14 protein-coding genes are annotated in these 17,189 nt (G+C 72.6%); 6 read left to right on the forward strand and 8 right to left on the reverse strand.

The window, feature by feature from the left end; genetic code table 11:
• Positions 1-19 precede the first annotated feature (19 nt).
• Genes MED01_RS09970 through MED01_RS09985 form a run of 4 tightly spaced genes read left to right on the forward strand, consistent with a single transcriptional unit; the run spans position 20 to position 3,194 of the window.
• Positions 20-1,084: an ABC transporter substrate-binding protein gene (locus MED01_RS09970; protein ID WP_238668225.1), complete on the forward strand. Its 1,065-nt coding sequence runs from the start codon at positions 20-22 to the stop codon at positions 1,082-1,084.
• Positions 1,081-1,860: an ABC transporter ATP-binding protein gene (locus MED01_RS09975; RefSeq protein WP_238668226.1), complete on the forward strand. Its 780-nt coding sequence runs from the start codon at positions 1,081-1,083 to the stop codon at positions 1,858-1,860. Before MED01_RS09970 ends, MED01_RS09975 begins: the two co-directional genes overlap by 4 nt.
• A complete protein-coding gene (locus MED01_RS09980) occupies positions 1,850-2,734 on the forward strand; it encodes an ABC transporter permease (RefSeq protein ID WP_238668227.1) in 885 nt (294 codons plus the stop codon). Before MED01_RS09975 ends, MED01_RS09980 begins: the two co-directional genes overlap by 11 nt.
• 1 nt (position 2,735) lies before the next feature.
• Entirely contained in the window at positions 2,736-3,194 is a 459-nt protein-coding gene (locus tag MED01_RS09985; protein ID WP_238668228.1) for an RrF2 family transcriptional regulator, read from the forward strand.
• A 324-nt stretch (positions 3,195-3,518) separates the two neighbouring features.
• Here the strand turns inward: MED01_RS09985 and MED01_RS09990 are convergent, their stop codons facing one another.
• The 7 genes from MED01_RS09990 to MED01_RS10020 form a co-directional block, all read right to left on the reverse strand.
• A complete protein-coding gene (locus MED01_RS09990; RefSeq protein WP_238668229.1) occupies positions 3,519-3,719 on the reverse strand; it encodes a hypothetical protein in 201 nt (66 codons plus the stop codon).
• A 294-nt stretch (positions 3,720-4,013) separates the two neighbouring features.
• Entirely contained in the window at positions 4,014-5,327 is a 1,314-nt protein-coding gene (locus tag MED01_RS09995; RefSeq protein WP_238668230.1) for a DEAD/DEAH box helicase, read from the reverse strand.
• Positions 5,328-5,550: 223 nt separating this feature from the next.
• Positions 5,551-5,754 carry a transcription antiterminator/RNA stability regulator CspE gene (gene cspE / locus MED01_RS10000; RefSeq protein WP_007464836.1) on the reverse strand — a complete coding sequence of 68 codons (204 nt, stop codon included), beginning with the start codon at positions 5,752-5,754 and terminating at the stop codon, positions 5,551-5,553.
• 226 nt (positions 5,755-5,980) lie between these two features.
• Positions 5,981-9,445: an ATP-dependent helicase gene (locus MED01_RS10005; protein WP_238668231.1), complete on the reverse strand. Its 3,465-nt coding sequence runs from the start codon at positions 9,443-9,445 to the stop codon at positions 5,981-5,983.
• A gap of 79 nt (positions 9,446-9,524) precedes the next feature.
• Positions 9,525-13,088 (reverse strand): ATP-dependent helicase, encoded by a 3,564-nt coding sequence (locus MED01_RS10010; RefSeq protein ID WP_238668232.1) that lies wholly within the window; start codon positions 13,086-13,088, stop codon positions 9,525-9,527.
• A 158-nt stretch (positions 13,089-13,246) separates the two neighbouring features.
• Positions 13,247-13,792, reverse strand: a complete 546-nt coding sequence (locus tag MED01_RS10015; protein WP_112675715.1) for an LOG family protein — start codon at positions 13,790-13,792, stop codon at positions 13,247-13,249.
• Complete coding sequence (locus tag MED01_RS10020; protein ID WP_238668233.1) at positions 13,792-14,646, reverse strand: LOG family protein; 855 nt, start codon at positions 14,644-14,646, stop codon at positions 13,792-13,794. Before MED01_RS10020 ends, MED01_RS10015 begins: the two co-directional genes overlap by 1 nt.
• A gap of 154 nt (positions 14,647-14,800) precedes the next feature.
• Here MED01_RS10020 and MED01_RS10025 point away from each other — a divergent pair, with 154 nt between their 5' ends.
• Entirely contained in the window at positions 14,801-14,968 is a 168-nt protein-coding gene (locus MED01_RS10025; RefSeq protein WP_238668234.1) for a hypothetical protein, read from the forward strand.
• 61 nt (positions 14,969-15,029) lie between these two features.
• Here the strand turns inward: MED01_RS10025 and dapE are convergent, their stop codons facing one another.
• Entirely contained in the window at positions 15,030-16,103 is a 1,074-nt protein-coding gene (gene dapE / locus MED01_RS10030) for a succinyl-diaminopimelate desuccinylase (protein WP_238668235.1), read from the reverse strand.
• 78 nt (positions 16,104-16,181) lie between these two features.
• Here dapE and dapD point away from each other — a divergent pair, with 78 nt between their 5' ends.
• Positions 16,182-17,141, forward strand: coding sequence for a 2,3,4,5-tetrahydropyridine-2,6-dicarboxylate N-succinyltransferase (gene dapD, locus MED01_RS10035; protein WP_238668236.1), 960 nt, complete (start codon positions 16,182-16,184; stop codon positions 17,139-17,141).
• The last annotated feature ends 48 nt before the right edge of the window (positions 17,142-17,189 follow it).

The raw sequence follows: 17,189 nt of genomic DNA on the forward strand, positions 1-17,189 counted from the left end.
ACTGCGGATTGGATGGACGATGAGACGGCTTCCCCTGCGCCGGTTGGTCACCCTGGCCACCCTCGCCGCCCTGGGCGCGGCGACCCTGGGCAGCACCGCCGCGTGCGGCGACGACAGCGAGGGCGCGGGCGGCAGCTCCGGCCCGGTGACGCTGCGCCTCGGCTACTTCCCCAACATCACCCACGCGCCGGCGGTCGTCGGGGTGGAGAAGGGCATCTTCGCGGAGAAGCTCGGCACCAACGTCAAGCTGGACCCGAAGACCTTCAACGCCGGCCCTGCCGCCATCGAGGCGGTCTTCTCCGGCGCGCTGGACGCCACCTACATCGGTCCGAACCCGACAGTGAACGCCTTCTCGAAGTCCAAGGGTGAGGCCGTCCGGGTCATCTCCGGCGCGGCCTCCGGCGGCGTGGCGCTGGTCGTCAAGCCCGACATCACCGGCGCGCCGGACCTGAAGGGCAAGAAGATCGCCACCCCGCAGCTGGGCAACACCCAGGACGTGGCGATCCGGTACTGGCTCAAGCAGCAGGGCCTCACCACCACCAAGGAAGGTGGTGGCGACGTCAAGATCGTGCCGCAGGAGAACGCCCAGACCGTCGAAACGTTCACCAGCGGCGCGATCGACGGCGCCTGGGTGCCCGAACCGTTCGTCTCCCGCCTGGTCAACGCCGGCGGCAAGGTCCTCGTCGACGAGCGCGACCTGTGGCCGGACAAGAAGTTCGTCATCACCAACCTGCTGGTGAGCACCAAGTTCCTCAAGGCGCACCCGGACGTGGTGCAGAGGCTTGTCGACGGTCAGGTGGCCGCCAACGAGTTCGTCAACACCAAGCCGGACGAGGCGCAGCAGGCCATCTCCGAAGCGATCGGCAAGATCACCGGCAAGCCGCTGGACCTGAAGCTCATCAAGCAGGCGTGGCCGACGTTGGAGTTCACCAACGACCCGATCTCGTCCTCCCTGAAGGCCGGGCTCGACCACGCCGTCGACGTCGGCCTGACCGAGCCGGTCGACCTCAAGGGCCTGTACGACCTCAAGTACCTCAACAACGCGCTCAAGGCGCAGGGCGAGCCCGAGGTCGTCCAGCCATGACGTCGACAACGACGACGCCGCGGAGCGCGACCACAGCCGTGGCGCTCTCCGGCGTGACAAAGGTGTACGGGCGCGGGGCGAACGCCGTCCTGGCCCTGGACGGTGTGTCGCTGGACGTCGCGCCCGGCGAGTTCGTCTGCCTGGTCGGCGCGTCCGGCTGCGGGAAGAGCACACTGCTCAACCTGGTGGCCGGGCTGGACCGGGTCAGCGGTGGGCAGATCACACTGGCCGGCGACGCCAACCCGGGCCTGATGTTCCAGGAGCCGGCGCTCCTTCCGTGGCTGACCGTCGACGGGAACGTGGAGGTGCCCCTCAAGCTGCGCCGGCTGCCCCGGGCCCAGCGTCGCGAGCGGGTCGCCGAACTGCTGCGAACTGTGCACCTCGCCGACTTCGGCCGTAAGCGCCCGCACGAGCTCTCCGGCGGAATGCGGCAGCGGGTCGCGCTCGCCCGGACGCTTGCCCTGGACACTCCGGTGCTGCTGATGGACGAGCCGTTCGGCGCGCTGGACGCGATGACCCGGGACATCCTGCACGACGAGCTGGAACGGATCTGGTCCGAGCGCAAACTCTCGGTGCTCTTCGTGACGCACAACGTGCGCGAGGCGGCCCGCCTGGCCGACCGGATCATCCTGCTCTCCAGCCGACCCGGCCGGATCATCTACTCCACCGAGGTGACCATTCCGCGCCCTCGCCGGATCGACTCCCCCGAGGTCGCCGCCATCGCCGCCGAGGTCACCGAGCGGCTCCGTACGGAGGTGGGCCGCCATGGCCAGTGACACCCTCACCAGTTCGGCGCGTACCGACGCGGAGATCACCGGCCTCGACGCGCTGGAGATCGCCGGTCGGGACAAGGAGGTCTCCCGGGGCGCCCGGATCTGGGCGGCCACCTGGCCCAAGCTCGCCGCCCTGGCCATCGCCATCGCCGCCTGGCAACTCGTGGTCCTTTCGGGTTGGAAGCCCCCGTACTCGCTGCCGGGTCCGCTGGAGGTCGGCCGTGAGCTGATGACCCAGGCCCAGGGTCCGCAGTTGTGGGACGGCCTGCTCACCACGTTGCGCCGGGCCGCCGTCGGGTACGTCTTCTCGGTCGCCGTCGGCCTGCTCCTGGGTCTCGCGGTGGCCCGGTCCACTGTGCTGCGCGCCGCCATCGGCTCGATGATCACGGCGTTGCAGACGATGCCGTCGATCGCCTGGTTCCCGCTGGCCATCCTGCTCTTCGAGCTGAGCGAGAAGGCGATCTTCTTCGTGGTGGTGCTCGGTGCGGCGCCGTCCATCGCCAACGGGGTGATCTCCGGGGTGGACTACGTGCCGCCGCTGCTGATACGCGCCGGCCGTAACCTCGGCGCCCGAGGGCTCAACCTCTACCGGTACGTCATCGCGCCGGCCGCCCTCCCGGCGATCGTCGCCGGGCTCAAACAGGGCTGGGCCTTCTCCTGGCGCAGCCTGATGGCAGGTGAGCTGCTCGTGGTCGGCATCTCGCAGACCTCGCTCGGCGCCCAGCTCACCTACTCCCGCGAGTTGTCCGACTCACCCTGGCTGCTCTCCACGATGATCGTCATCCTCGTCGTCGGCCTCGTCGTGGACGCCGCGTTCGGCGCCGCGGACAAGGCGATCCGGCGGCGCTGGGGCGTACTGGACCAGGCTGGTCAGTGACGTGTTCGTCTCCGCGCGCAGCGACTACGCGCTCCGGGCGATGCTCGCCGTCGCCGCCGGTGGTGATGGTGGTGGCGACGGCGACCGGGTCGGCGAGTTGGTGAAGGCGGCCAGCCTGGCCGAGGTGCAGGACATCCCGCTCAGCTTCCTACAGGGCATCCTGCTCGACCTGCGCCGGGCCGGTCTGCTGCACAGCCATCGCGGTGCCGACGGCGGATACGCGCTGACCCGCCCAGCCGACGAGATCACCGTCGGCGACGTACTGCGCGCGGTCGGCGGCTCGCTCACCACGGTGCGCGGTCTGCCGGCCGAGCGGGCCGGTTATCACGGAGTGGCCGCCGGGCTCACCGACGTCTGGCTGGCGGTGCACGGGGCGATCGCCACTGTGGTCGACAGCACCACTCTGACCGACCTGCTCACCCACGCTCCGGCGGTCAGCACCGACGCACCGCTCGCATGATCGCGCTCGATCATTGATGTAGTGGCCTCGCCCGCTTGGCGAGGGGCCTATTTCCTGGATCGAGCGCGATCATGCGCGTTCGCGGCCTCCTCGGCCAGCGCCCCCTCGGGCAGCGGCCCCTCGGGCAGCGGCCCCCTCGGGCAGCGACGCCCTCGGGCAGCGACGCCCTCGGGCAGCGACGCCCTCGGCCGGCGACGCCCTCGGCGCGAGCCGGGAGGACGTGGAGGCGATGTGGTCGGGTCGGTGCCCCGCCGACCCGACCACATCTCGTACCGATCCTGACCGGGCCTGCCCCTCCGCCGGCACCGGTAGGCCGGTCGCTGCTCAGCCCACGTGTGCGGTCGCCGGGCTGACGCCCGGATCGCCAGGACTGTGCAGCTCCACCAGACTGGCGGGAGCGTTACCCGCCGGGGTGGCATGCCAGGGCGCGAAGGCCGCAACCATGGCGAGCAGCAACCCGGCGAGCGCGACCGCGACCACCAGGATCAGTTCACGCAGTGCGCCCGAGCCGGCTTCGCCCGCCATGGTCACCCCTCCCGTGCCGGGCCCCCCGCCCGGCTTCCCCCGTCGGTCAGCCTCGACCACCAGCGGCCGGGGCGCAGTCGGCCAGCCGACCCAGCGGAGGCTGATTACCGACTCAGCAGAGGGGGCCACCCGGCGCGGTCGGCTGACCGGTCGGGCCGCACTGACAGCCGACCGGCCGGAACACCGCGCAGACAAAACCGACCCGCCTCGCCGAAGCCGACCGGCCCGGAACACCGCGCAGACAAAACCGACCCGCCTCGCCGAAGCGGGACGGGTCGGTCTACGCGCAGAAGATCAGACGGTACGGGGACGACGCGGCCGACGGGACCGGCCCGACGCGCGGTGCGCCGGACGGGCGCCCCCGTCGGCGGCCGAGCCCCCGGAGGTACGGGCCCGAGTTGCGGGCGCCGGCGGAGCGACGATGGTCACCGGCACACCGGACGGCTCGCGGGCACCGGTCACCCGGGCCAGCGCTCCGTCACCCGCGCGCACCTGGACCGACTCGGGCCGGATACCGGCGGTGGCCATCAGCCGGGACACGTCCCGACGCTGCTCCGGCAGGACCAGGGTGACCACGGAACCGGACTCGCCGGCCCGGGCGGTACGGCCGCCCCGGTGCAGGTAGTCCTTCGCCTCGGTCGGCGGGTCAACGTTGACCACCATGTCCAGGCCGTCCACGTGGATGCCACGGGCCGCCACGTCGGTGGCGACCAGGGCGGTCACCTGACCGTTGCGGAACTGCTCAAGGATCCGGGTGCGCTGCGGCTGGGACTTGCCACCGTGCAGCGCGGCCGCGCGTACGCCCTTGGAGAGCAGTTGGCGGGCCAGCCGGTCGGCGCGGTGCTTGGTGCCCATGAACAGGATGGTGCGGCCCTCACGGGCGGCGATCCGGGTCAACGCGTCGGGCTTGTCCAGCGCGTCGACGTGCAGCACGTGGTGGGTCATCGCAGTGACGGTGGCGGTGCCCGGGTCGACCGAGTGGGTGACCGGGTTGCTCAGGAAGCGGCGGACCAGCCGGTCCACGCCACCGTCCAGGGTGGCGGAGAAGAGCATCCGCTGCCCCTGCGGCGCGACCTGCTCCAGCAGCTTGGTGACCTGCGGCAGGAAGCCCATGTCGGCCATCTGGTCGGCCTCGTCGAGCACTGTGATCTCGACCTGGTCGAGCCGGGCGTCGCCGCGGTTGATCAGGTCGTGCAGCCGGCCCGGGGTGGCGACGACAACCTCGGCGCCGGCGCGCAGAGCGTCCGCCTGCCGTTGCAACGACAGCCCGCCGACGACTGTGGTGCAGCGCAGCCCGACGGCGCGGGCGTACGGGGCCAGCGCTGTGGTGACCTGCTGGGCCAGCTCACGGGTCGGCACCAGCACCAGGGCCAGCGGGCGGCCCGGCCGAGCCTTACGGCCGGCGGTGCGGGACAGCAGCGGAAGCCCGAAGGCGAGGGTCTTGCCGGAGCCGGTACGACCGCGGCCCAGCACGTCCCGGCCGGCGAGCGAGTCGGGCAGCGTCGCCGTCTGGATCGGGAACGGCTCGGTGATGCCCTGCGCGGTCAGCGCGGTGAGCAGCGCCGGTGCCAGACCGGTATGAGCGAACGACGGAATAACTGTGGTCATGCGAAAGCCTTCCTCGACGCGGAACGTGTCGAGGGAGGGCGCCGAAGTCGGCGCTGTCAACCGGCGGCGCAAGGCAGCCAGGACTCACAAGCACGAACCGATTGGAGTACGGGCCGGCCCGCCGCCGGGCCGCCGCCTGCATGCGCAGGCGGCAGCGGGGCGGGCCGGTCCCGTCACCGTCACACCCGGAGGGCGCGACAGGTAATGCTGACCGATCCGAAGATCAGAGCGGGCGGATGTTCTCCGCCTGCGGGCCCTTCTGGCCCTGGGTCACCTCGAACTCGACCCGCTGGTTCTCGTCCAGGCTCCGGTAGCCGGAGGACTGGATCGCCGAGAAGTGGGCGAAGACGTCAGCGCCGCCGCCGTCCGGGGTGATGAAGCCGAAGCCCTTGTCAGCGTTGAACCACTTCACGGTGCCAATAGCCATGTGTTTCGTCTCCTTGACGGAACGTCGGACACGCACTTGTTGCGTGCCCGAAGAGGAGCGCTCCGCGCGGGGATGCGCGAATCGCCTGTCGCTTCTGGTCGCCCCGCCCGGAGAACTCCGGACACAACAAAGAGCGCCTGGGGCCACAATCCCGCCAGGCGCACACAGAGTCTCTGGTAACCAAAACTGCAACCCGGTCAACCTACCACGGTTTTCCCCGCCATGGTCAATGTTGGGCAGAATCCTCGGGCAACTGCGCGATCATGGCCGTGAGGCCGGTCACATCCAGCAGGTCGGCGGGCCGGACGGTCACCCCGTGCCGGACGTAGTGGAACGCCGCGCCCACAGTGTCGACCGGCACGCCGGCCAGTTCCGCCCAGGCCAGCCGGTAAACGGCCAGCTGCACGGCGGCCACGTCGGCCGCCGGCCCGGTGGGCTGCGCGCCGGTCTTCCAGTCGACCACGTCGAACCGGCCACCCGGCCGGGCGAAGACAGCGTCCATCCGGCCCCGCACCACAACCCCGGCGATCACAGTGGCGAAGGGCACCTCTACCTCCACCGGTGACCTGTCGGCCCACTCGCTGGCCAGGAACCGCTCCTGAAGCTCGACCAGCGCCTCGTCGGGCGCGGCATCGGCGTCGGCCGCGCCGGGCAGCTCGTCCAGATCCAACAGGCGGTCGGCGCCGAAGCGCTGCTCCAACCAGGCGTGGAAGGCGGTGCCTCGACGGGCGTACGGGTTGGGTTCGGACGGCACCGGGCGACGCAGCGTACGGGCCAGGGCCGCCGGATCGCGCCGCAGCGCGACCAGCTGGGTGACGCTCAACGCGCCGGGTAGCGCCACCTCGACCGCACCGGAGAGCCGGGTCAGCTCGGCGCGCTCCGCCAACAGCAGGTCCGCCTCACGCTGCCAGCGCGCCACCTCCGGATCCACCTCCGGCTCGACCTGCTCGACCGGCTCGACCTGCTCGACCGGCTCGGCCGGCCCGACCGGCCCGACCTGCTTGACCGGCCCGACCGGCGATCCGATCGGCGTGACCGGCCCGGGGAGCGCCGCCGCCGGACCGTCGGCCATCAGGCGACGCACCAGCCCGGCCGCCTCGGCCAACGCCGGCCGGCGACCGCCCAGCGGGTCTGCCGGCCACTCCGCGCGGAGCACCACCTCGGCCGTGGGGTTCGTCGCGTCGGGAGTCGGCTCCGGCGCCCACGCGTCGATCAAATGCCCGGGCCCGCCGTCGAGGCAGGCGTCGTACACCTCACGCAGGAAGACCGACGGACCTCTCGGCCGCTTCGTGCCCTCCCCCCACCAGTAACCGGAGCAGAGCAGCAGCCGGCGCGGCCGGGTGACAGCGACGTACGTCAGCCGGCGTTCCTCCCGTTCGTCGTGGGCCCGCCACGCGTCGGTGAAGTCGGTCACCGCCCGCGCCACGGCCCGCTGGTCCCCCGCCTCGTCGAGTGCCAACTCGGGCAGGCCGTCGGCATCGCCGCGCAGCGGGAACGGCAGCACGCCCAGCCCACCCAGCCAGTGGTCGGAGTTGCGGACCGGCCCCGGCCACAGACCACGACTGAGCCCGGCCACCGCAACGACGTCCCACTCCAGGCCCTTGGCGGCGTGCGCGGTGACCACCTGCACCGCGCCCTCCACCACCTCGACCTCGCCCGGCGCCAGACCGCGCTCCTCATCCTCGGCGGCGGCCAGGTAGGACAGGAACCCGGACAGGGTCGCGCCGGGCGTCTCCCCGCTGAACCGGGCCGCCACGTCACCGAGCGCGTCCAGATGCCCCCGGGCCAGGCCCGCGTCGCCGGCGCCGTCCCGGCCGGCCCGCACCGCGACCTCCACGTCCAGGCCGATGGTCCGCTCGATGTCCGCGATGAGATCCGGCAGCGCCTGGTCCAGCCGGTAGCGCAGCAGCGCCAGTTCCCGGCCGTACGCGCGCAGCCGTGCGAACCCCTCAGCCGAGTACGCCTGCGCGGGCCCGAGGTCGGCCAACGCCTCCACCAGAGTCGCCTCGTCCAACAGGTCGGGGCTGATCTCCGCGGCCTCGTCGGCGGCCACCTGTCGCCGGGCGTTCGCGATGGCCCGGGCCCGCCGGTGCAACGCCACCAGGTCACGTGGCCCGATCCGCCAACGGGCGCCGGTGAGCAACCGCAGCAGCGCGGCACCATCGGTCGGGTCGGCAAGGACCCGCAGCGTGCAGACCACGTCGCGTACCTCTGGGGTGTCCAGCAGGCCGCCCAGCCCGACCACCTCGACCGGTAGGCCCCGCTCCCGCAGAGCCGACTCGATCGCCGGGATCTGGCTGCGTACCCGGACCAGCACGGCGGTCGTCGGACGGCGCTCCACCGGGATGTGTTCCGGGGCCGCGCCCGGCATCCCTGCCGCCCCACGCCAGGCGGCGAGCACGCTGTCGGCGATCCAGTCGGCCTCGTCGGCGTACGTGGGCAGCATCGCGCAGTGCACAGTGCCGCCGGCCGCGCCGCCCGGGCTGCGGTGCGGAATCGGGTCCCGGACGGTCAGCGCGGAGCGCAGCTCCGGCACCCGGGCGCCCGCCGCCCGCAGCGGGGTGGAGAGGGCGTTCGCCACCCGGAGGATCTCCGGGCGGTTGCGCCAACTCGTGGTGAGCCCCAGCGCCGGGGCCGGCTCACCGTTGGCGCGGGCGAACTCGGTGGGGAACCGGTCCAGGGTGCCCGCGCTGGCCCCCCGCCAGCCGTAGATCGACTGGCACGGGTCGCCCACAGCGGTCACCGGGTGCCCGCCACCGAACAGCGCGTTGAGCAACACCACCTGGGCGTGGCTGGTGTCCTGGTACTCGTCGAGCAGCACCACCCGGAAGCGGTCCCGCTCGATCACGCCGACCCCCGGGTGGTCCCGGGCCACCCGGGCCGCCCGGGCGAGCTGGTCGGCGAAGTCCATCGCCTCGAAGTCCTCCTTGCGCCGGGCGTACGCCCGCACCAGCGGCAACAGGCGCAACCGGGTCTGCTGGAGGGTGAGCGCCTTGCGCACGTCGGCGTACACCCGACCCGGCCGGGACTGCACCTCGGCGAAGAACCGACCGGTCCAGGCCGCCAGGTCGTCCGGCGCGACCAGATGCTCGTCCAGCTCCCCGGCGAGCGCCAGAACCGCATCGGTGATGGTGCTCGGCATCCGGTCCACCTCGGACATGTCGCCGTCGTAGTTGCGCACCAGCAGGTCCACCAACTGCCAGCGGGACGCCTCGGTGAGCAGCCTGGTGGACGGCTCGTAGCCGGCCCGCAGCCCGTGCTCGGTGACGATCCGCCCCGCGTACGAGTGGTAGGTGGAGACGGTGGGCTCACCCGCGAGCGGGTCGTCCAGCGGGTCCCGTCCCTGCCGGCCGAGTCGGCGGATCAGCTGGTCGAGCCGGGTGCGTACCCGATGGGCCAGCTCGCCGGCCGCCTTGCGGGTGAAGGTCAGGCCGAGGATCTGCTCCGGCCGCACGTACGAGTTGGCCACCAGCCAGACCACCCGGGCGGCCATCGTCTCGGTCTTGCCCGACCCGGCGCCCGCTACCACCAGCAGCGGCTCCACCGGGGCGGCGATGATCGCGGCCTGTTCCCGGGTGGGTGCCGGCAACCGCAGCAGCTTGGCCAGCTCCACCGGTGTGTAGCGGGGGCCGGAGTCCGCGAGTCGGGGCGTCGGCGCGGGGCCCGCGCCGAACAGGGTGGGCTGACTCACCGTGCCGTCTCGGTTCCCAACACCGGCGCGCTCCTCGCCCTCACGGATGCCGTCCCAGGTCGTGACCGGGCTCGCACGCTCATTCCTCGCCCTCACCTGTGCGTCGCACGGTGGGCGGCTCGACGACCTGGCGACCCTGCCCGGAGACCGGGCAGCTGGTGCGCACCGGGCAGACCCGGCACTTCGAGTTGGCCACCGCGGCGAACGTGGCGGCTGCCATCGTATCGGCGGTCCGCCGGACCAGCGCTGTCGCCCAGCCGGCGGCCGGCCCCTCGCTGGCGGCCGGCTGATTCTGCTCCCTGGCGTCCTTGGCGGAGGTCCCGAGCTGCACCAGCGCGGCACCTCCGGACTCGTCACCGAACTCGGCGAACGCCCCCGCCTCCACCGCCGCCTGGTAGGCGCCGAGCTGCGGGTGCTCGGCAAGGTCGGTGCCGGTGACAGCTGTGGACTTGCCGGTCTTCAGGTCGATCACCACGAGCCGCCCGGCCTCGTCGACCTCCAGCCGGTCGACCCGGCCGGCCAGGTCGATGGGCCGGTTCGGGTCGTCCAGGCGGACGGCGAACTCGTGCTCGATGGCGAGCAACCGGCGTGGATTGGTGGCCAGCCAGCGCAGCAGTTTGTCGACCATCGCCTCGGCGCGTTCCCGCTCCGGCCCGGCCATCCACCGGGCCGCCAGCTCGATCGCGTCGAACCGGGCGGCCACGTAGTCGAGCAGCGCGCCCCGGTCGGCGCTGGCGTCCTCGGCGAGCATCGCGGCGGCGTGGACCAGGTTGCCCACTCCCTGCGCGGTGCTGGTGGGGCCGCTACCGCCGTGCCGTTCCAGCAGCCAGCGCAGGCTGCACCGCAGCGCGCTCTCCATGGCCGACGGGGTGACCCGCACCGGGTCGCCGTCGTCGACGAGCGGCCGGTCGTCGGAGAGCACCCGCAACCCCCACCAGTCGTCGGGGTGCGCGCCGGGCACCCCGGCGGCGGCGAGCCGGGCCAGTTCGGCCGCCGCGGCGCGCCGCCGGGCCGCCGGGGCGGCCGGGTCGGTGATGGCGGTACGCAGTTCAGCTACCAACGCCGGCAGGGTCAGCGCCCGGGGTGGACGGGTCACCGGCAGCGCCCCGGGGCGGTCCGGCTCCTCGTCGCTGGTCTCGCCCACCGCGGCGCCCCCTCTGCCGCCGCCGGAGGACGGCTCGGTGCGGGGACCGGGCGGCGGGCCGGGCGCCGTCGGCGGGGTCGGCGGCGGTGTGCCCGGCGGGGTCGGTGGCGGTGTGCCCGGCGGGGTCGGCGGCGGTGTGCTCGGGCCCAGCTCGTGCAGGAACCGGCTGGGTTGCTCCTCGTGGTCGTCGCCGCCGACGGCGGCCGACGCCACGGCGCTGACCAGCAGCCGGTGCCGGGCCCGACTGATGGCGACGTGGAAGAGCCGACGCTCCTCGTCCAGCAGCGCCGAGGTCTGACCCACCACGTTCGCCGCGGTCGCCCCGTCGACCGACCGGCCGGCCAGCACGTCGACCAGTCGCTCGGAGCCGAGCAGGCTGCCGCGCAGCCGCAGGTCCGGCCAGATGCCCTCCTGCACGCCGGCCACCGCCACCAGATCCCATTCCAGGCCCTTCGCGGCGTGCGCGGTGAGCAGGCGTACCGCCGCACCCCGGTCGGCGGTCGGGGCGATGGTGTCAGCCGGCAGGTCCTGGGCGAGCACGTGGTCGAGGAAGACCTCGGTGCGGGCACCGGGCAGCCGGTCGGTGAACCGGGCCGCCGCGTCGAAGAGGACCAGCACGGCGTCCAGGTCGCGGTCGGCAGCCTCGGCCCGCCGACGCCGGGCCAGGTCGCCCTCGCCAGCCTCCGGACGACCCTGGTTGATCGCGCCGGCCCACCGCTCGGCGAGACCACTGGCGTGCCAGACGGCCCAGAGCACGTCCTCGGCGGTCGCACCCGGGCGGGCGGCGGCCTCGCGTGCGATGGCAAGCAGCCCGGCCACCGCCTGCGCCGGCTCCGCCCAGAGCCGCTCGATGCCGGCCAGCTCCTCCGGGTCCTGCAACGCCTCGACGATCAGCTCCCCGGAGGGACGTCGGTCGCCGCCGGCCAACGCGAGCGCACGCAGGCCCTGCCGCAGCCGCCGCTCGGCCAGCGGGTCGGCCCCGCCGAGCGGCGAGTGCAGCAGCGCGACGGCCGCCTCCTCGTCGAGTCGATCCGGCTCCAGCGCGCAGCGCAGCAGGAGCAGCAGCGGCGCGACCGCCGGTTGCAGGTGCAACGGCAGATCCTCACCGTGCACCACTGTGGGCACCCCGGCGGCGTGCAGCGCCCGTCGCAGGGTGGGCAGTTGCAACGCGGTGGACCGCACCACCACCGCCATCCGTGACCACGGGACGCCGTCGAGCAGGTGAGCCGAGCGCAGCGCGTGGGCCAGCCAGGCGGCCTCGCTGGTCGCCGAGCGGAAGGTGTGCACCTCGACCACGCCGGGCGGCGCGCCCGGCACCGGGTGCAGCCGGCGGTGCGCGGCCGGACCCCGCAGCCGGCGGCCCAGCCGGGCGATCGCCGCGAGCAGACCCGGCCCGGCCCGGTACGACGTGGTCAGCAGCACCTGCGCGGCCGGCGCACCGGATGCCGTCCGGAACCGGTGCGGGAACGTCGCCACCCCGGCCGGGTCGGCGCCCCGGAAGGCGTACGTGGAGGAATCCGGGTCGGCGAACGCGACAAGCGACTTGCCACCGCCGGCGATCACCGAGAGCAGCTCCAGTTGGGCGGGGTCGGTGTCGGCCAGCTCGTCGAGGTAGACGTGGGCGAGGCGACGGCGCTCGGCGGCCAGCAACTCCTCGTCGTCGCGCAGCAGCCCGGTGGCCGCCCGGACCAGCTCCGCCGGGTCGTACGCGATGGAGCCCCGGTTGCTGACGTCACGCAACGCGAGCACTGCGACGTACTCCCGCAGGAAGCGGGCGGCGGCCGGCCAGTCGGCGCGGCCGAGCTTCTCACCCAGCCGGGCCAGGTCGATCGGCCCCACGCCGCGCTCGGCGGCGCGCATGAGCAGGTCGCGCAGTTGGCCGGCGAACGCCCGGGTGCGCAGGGCGGGGCGCAGGTCTGTGGGCCAGCCGACCGGGTCGTCCTCGGGCTCCTCGCCCACCACGTCCAGCAGCTCACGGATGATCAGATCCTGCTCGGGGCCGGTGAGCAGCCGGGGCGACGGTTCGCCCCGCTCGGCGGCGGCGCGGCGGAGCAGCCCGAAGGCGTACGCCGGGAAGGTGCGCACCAACGGCTCGCGCAGCACCCGGTGGCCGTCCTGCGCGATCCGGGCCTCGATGCGCTGTCGCAGCGCGGTGGCGCCTCGGCGGCCGAAGGTCAGCACCAGGATCCGTTCGGGGTCGGCCCCCTCTGCCACCCGGGCGGCGACCGCCTCGACCAGCGTGCTGGTCTTGCCGGTGCCCGGGCCGCCGAGCACGAGCATCGGCCCGTCGGTGTGCCCGACCACCTCGGCCTGCACCGGATCGGCCCGCCAGCCGCCGCCGGAGGTCAGCTCGGGCCCGGCCACGCGATCGGGCCCTTCCGACGTGCCGACACCGCCCACTGACGTGCCGCCGCTGGCGAGCACGGAAGCGCCGTCAGGCGTCGTCCCGTCCCCCCGCGCCGGCCCTCCGGGCCGCCGCACCAACCGGTACGCCTGCATCAGCTCATCCCATCAGACCCATACGACACCCACCCACCCAAACCCCACTCCACACCGCATCCCATCCAGCCTCGTCGATCATGAGGTTAGCTGCGCGACACGCCGACGGCGACGTCGACAACTTCATGATCACCGCGGCCTGGGTGGGGTTGGGGCGGTCAGGTCAGGTGGGATTCCAGAACGTCGAGGGCCTCGGTGACGGTGGTGGTGACCGTCAGAAGGTCGCGGCCGGCGGGCTTGAGGAACGTCTGGTCGGCCAGCGCGTCGAGCCAGTCCAGCAGGGGACGGTAGAACCCGTCGGTGTCGATCAGCACCATCGGCTTGGTGTGCAGGGCGAGGGTGGCGGTGGTCCAGACCTCGAACAACTCGTCCAGGGTGCCCAGCCCGCCGGGCAGGGTGAGGAAGGCATCCGACTTGTCGATCATCAGGGTCTTGCGGCTGGCCATCGAGTCGGTCACCAGCAGCTCGTCCGAGGCCAGGTCGGCGACCTCCAGGTCGACCAGCGACTGCGGGATCACGCCGACGGTGCGGCCACCGGCGGATCGGGCGCCGTCCGCCAGCGCGCCCATCATGCCGACGCAGCCACCACCGCTGACCAGCGTGTGCCCGCGCCGGGCCAGCTCCGCACCGGTCTCGGCGGCCAGGTCCAACCAGCGCTGATCAAGGGTACGAGAGGAGGCGCAGAAGACGCAGATCGCCGCCATCAGTCGTGGTCCCGCGCCTGCTCGGCGGCGGCCTGCTGGTCTGCGCCGGTGCGCGCGACGGCCTCCTCGCGGACCGCCTCCTGCTCGGCGGAGAGCGCGGCCTCCGACGCGACGATGTACCGGACCGCCTCGTTGACGTCGTCGGTGAGGCAGATCAGGTCCAGGTCGACCGGCCCGATCTTGCCGGTGGCCGCCATCGTGTCGCGCAGCCAGTCCAGCAGGCCCTGCCAGTAGGCGACTCCCATGAGCACCACCGGGAACCGGGTGACCTTGCCGGTCTGCACCAGGGTGAGCGCCTCGAACAACTCGTCCATGGTGCCGAACCCGCCGGGCAGCACGACGAACGCCTGGGCGTACTTGACGAACATCGTCTTGCGGGCGAAGAAGTAGCGGAAGTCGATGGCCAGGTCGACCCAGTCGTTGATGCCCTGCTCGAACGGAAGCTCGATGCCGAGACCCACGGAGAGCCCACCGGCCTCGCTGGCGCCCCGGTTGGCGGCCTCCATCACGCCGGGCCCACCTCCGGTGATCACCGCGTAGCCGGCTCGGGCCAGCGCGCCGCCCAACTCCTCGGCCAACTGGCACTCGGCGCTGTCCGGTGCGCTGCGCGCGGAGCCGAAGACGCTGACCGCTGACGGCACGTCGGCGAGGGTGTCGAAACCCTCGACGAACTCGGCGAGGATGCGTAGCGCGCGCCAGGCGTCCTTGGTCTTCCAGTCGCCGCGCCCCCGTGAATCCAGCAGTCGCTGGTCGGCGGTGCTGCTCGGGATCGCCCCTCTGCGCAGGGTGACCGCACCGCGATGCCGCTCCTGTCCCGGACCGCGACCGGCCTCCCGCCCGTTGCTCTGGCTCATGGGGCAACCGTAGTGGAGCAGCACCGGCCGGGTGCGCGGGGCGGGGACGCCGAGAAATTGTTCGGGATCATGGGCAACTATTCGGCGCTCCCGTACGTCTTACTATTCACATACCGGGTATGCCCCGGCGCGCGCCTTCGGGGGAGGAGACAGCGTGATCAGTAACAGCGAGATGATCCGGATCCGTCGCCAGATGCAGCGACGGATCCGAGACGTGGTGGCCGAACGCCGCCGCACCCGCCAGCAGAACCCAACCCCCACCTCCCCCACACCCTCCGGAACCGATCAAGAGGTTTGCGTCGCCGACAACGGGCCAGGCTGACGCAAACCTCTTGATCACCGGTGGGCTCCGGCGCGAGGCCGGAGCCGGGGCCGGGGCCGGGTCAGACCGGGGCCAGCCAGCGGTGCAGGGTTGCCGCGCCGTCACGGATCTTGCTGATCTCGACGTGCTCGTCGGGGTGGTGGGCGAGGTTCGGGTCGCCCGGGCCGAAGTTCAGCGCGGGAATGCCCATCGCCGCGAACCGGGCCACGTCCGTCCAGCCCAGCTTGCCGATCGGTGCGGCGCCGACCGCCGCCAGGAACTCCTTCGCGGGGGCCGCGTCGAGCCCGGGCGCGGCACCGGCAGCAGTGTCGGTGACTGTCACCTCGAAGCCGGTGAACACCTCACGCAGGTGCGCCTCCGCCTCGGCCGGGGTGCGGTCCGGGGCGAACCGGTAGTTGACCTCGACCTCACAGAGGTCGGGAACCACGTTGCCGGCCACCCCACCGTTGATCCGCACCGCGTTCATGCCCTCGCGGTAGTCGCAGCCGTCAATGGTGACCCGGCGCGCCTCGTACGTCTGGAGACGTCGCAGCACCTCGCCGGCGGCGTGGATGGCGTTGACCCCGTGCCAGGAGCGCGCCGAGTGGGCGCGTACGCCGGTCGTGGTGACCACCGAGCGCATGGTGCCCTGGCAGCCCGCCTCGACGATGCCGTACGTCGGCTCCAGCAGCACCGCGAAGTCCGCCTGCAACCACTCCGGGAACGCCTGGGCGACGAGGTTGAGCCCGTTGTACCGCGACTCGATCTCCTCGGCCTCGTAGAAGAAGTACGTCACGTCGTAGCGCGGCTCGGGCAGCGTCACCGCCAGGTGCAGCGCGTACGCGGTGCCCGACTTCATGTCGGAGGTGCCGCAGCCGTACATCAGGTCGCCGCGCATGGTCGACGGGAAGTTGTTGTTCAACGGCACCGTGTCGAGGTGCCCGGCCAGCACGACACGCTGCGACCGACCGAGGTCGGTACGGGCCATCACCGTGTTGCCGTGCCGGTGGGTGGTCAGGTGCGGTACGCCCCGCAGCACCTCTTCGACACAGTCGGCGATCGCCTTCTCGTTGAGGGACACGGACTCTATGTCGACCAGAGCGCGGGTCAGCTGCACCGGATCGGCGAGGACCTCGGGGGTCAGCGGGTTCTCCATGGTTCGCACGGTACCTTCAGGTCTGTCAGCGCGAGGAGCGAGCCGAGGTCAGCTTGGCCGTGACCGAGAGGTGTAACAGTGACGTCCGCAGATTCCGCCTGGGGCATCGGCCTGGCTACGGTCACCGCAGACGAGCAGGTGCTCGATACCTGGTACCCGACCGGCAAGCTGGGCCTGGGCGAGCTGCCGTTGGTCGCCGGCGAGGACAAGGCGGACGTGCTCGACCTGCCGCCCGCCGCGCTCGGTGACCGGTCCCTGCCCGGTCTGCGTACCGTGCAGGTGGTGACCGTGATCGGCTCGTTGGACGACCCGATCAAGGACGCGTCCGACGCGTACCTCCGGTTGCACCTGCTCTCGCACCGCCTGGTCCGACCCAACCAGCTCAACCTGGACGGCATCTTCGGCAAGCTGGCCAACGTGGCCTGGACGTCCGCCGGGCCGTGCCCCCCGGAGCGGGTGGACGAGCTGCGGGTGATCGAGCGAGCCGCCGGTCGGCACCTGGCGGTGTACGGGGTCGACAAGTTCCCCCGGATGACCGACTACGTGGTGCCCTCCGGTGTGCGGATCGCCGACGCCGACCGGGTCCGTCTCGGTGCGCACCTGGCCGCCGGCACCACTGTGATGCACGAGGGCTTCGTGAACTTCAACGCCGGCACCGTCGGCACCTCGATGGTCGAGGGGCGGATCGTGCAGGGCGTGCTGGTCGGCGACAGCTCCGACATCGGCGGCGGGGCTTCCATCATGGGCACCCTCTCCGGCGGCGGCACCGACAAGATCAGCATCGGTGAGCGGAGCCTGGTGGGCGCGAACGCCGGCGTCGGGATCTCCCTCGGCGACGACTGTGTGGTCGAGGCCGGCTGCTACATCACCGCCGCGTCGAAGGTCACGCTCCCTGACGGCCGGGTGGTCAAGGCCCGGGAGCTGTCCGGCGTCGACGGCCTGCTGTTCTGGCGCAACTCGATCACCGGCGGGCTGGAGGCCCGACCGCGCACCGGCCGGGGCATCGAGCTGAACGCCGCCCTGCACGCCAACGACTGACGGCCCCGTCCGGGTCCGCGGCGTTCGGCCGCGGACCCGGACGGGGTA

Source organism: Micromonospora alfalfae, assembly GCF_022230925.1.
GTDB lineage: Bacteria > Actinomycetota > Actinomycetes > Mycobacteriales > Micromonosporaceae > Micromonospora > Micromonospora alfalfae.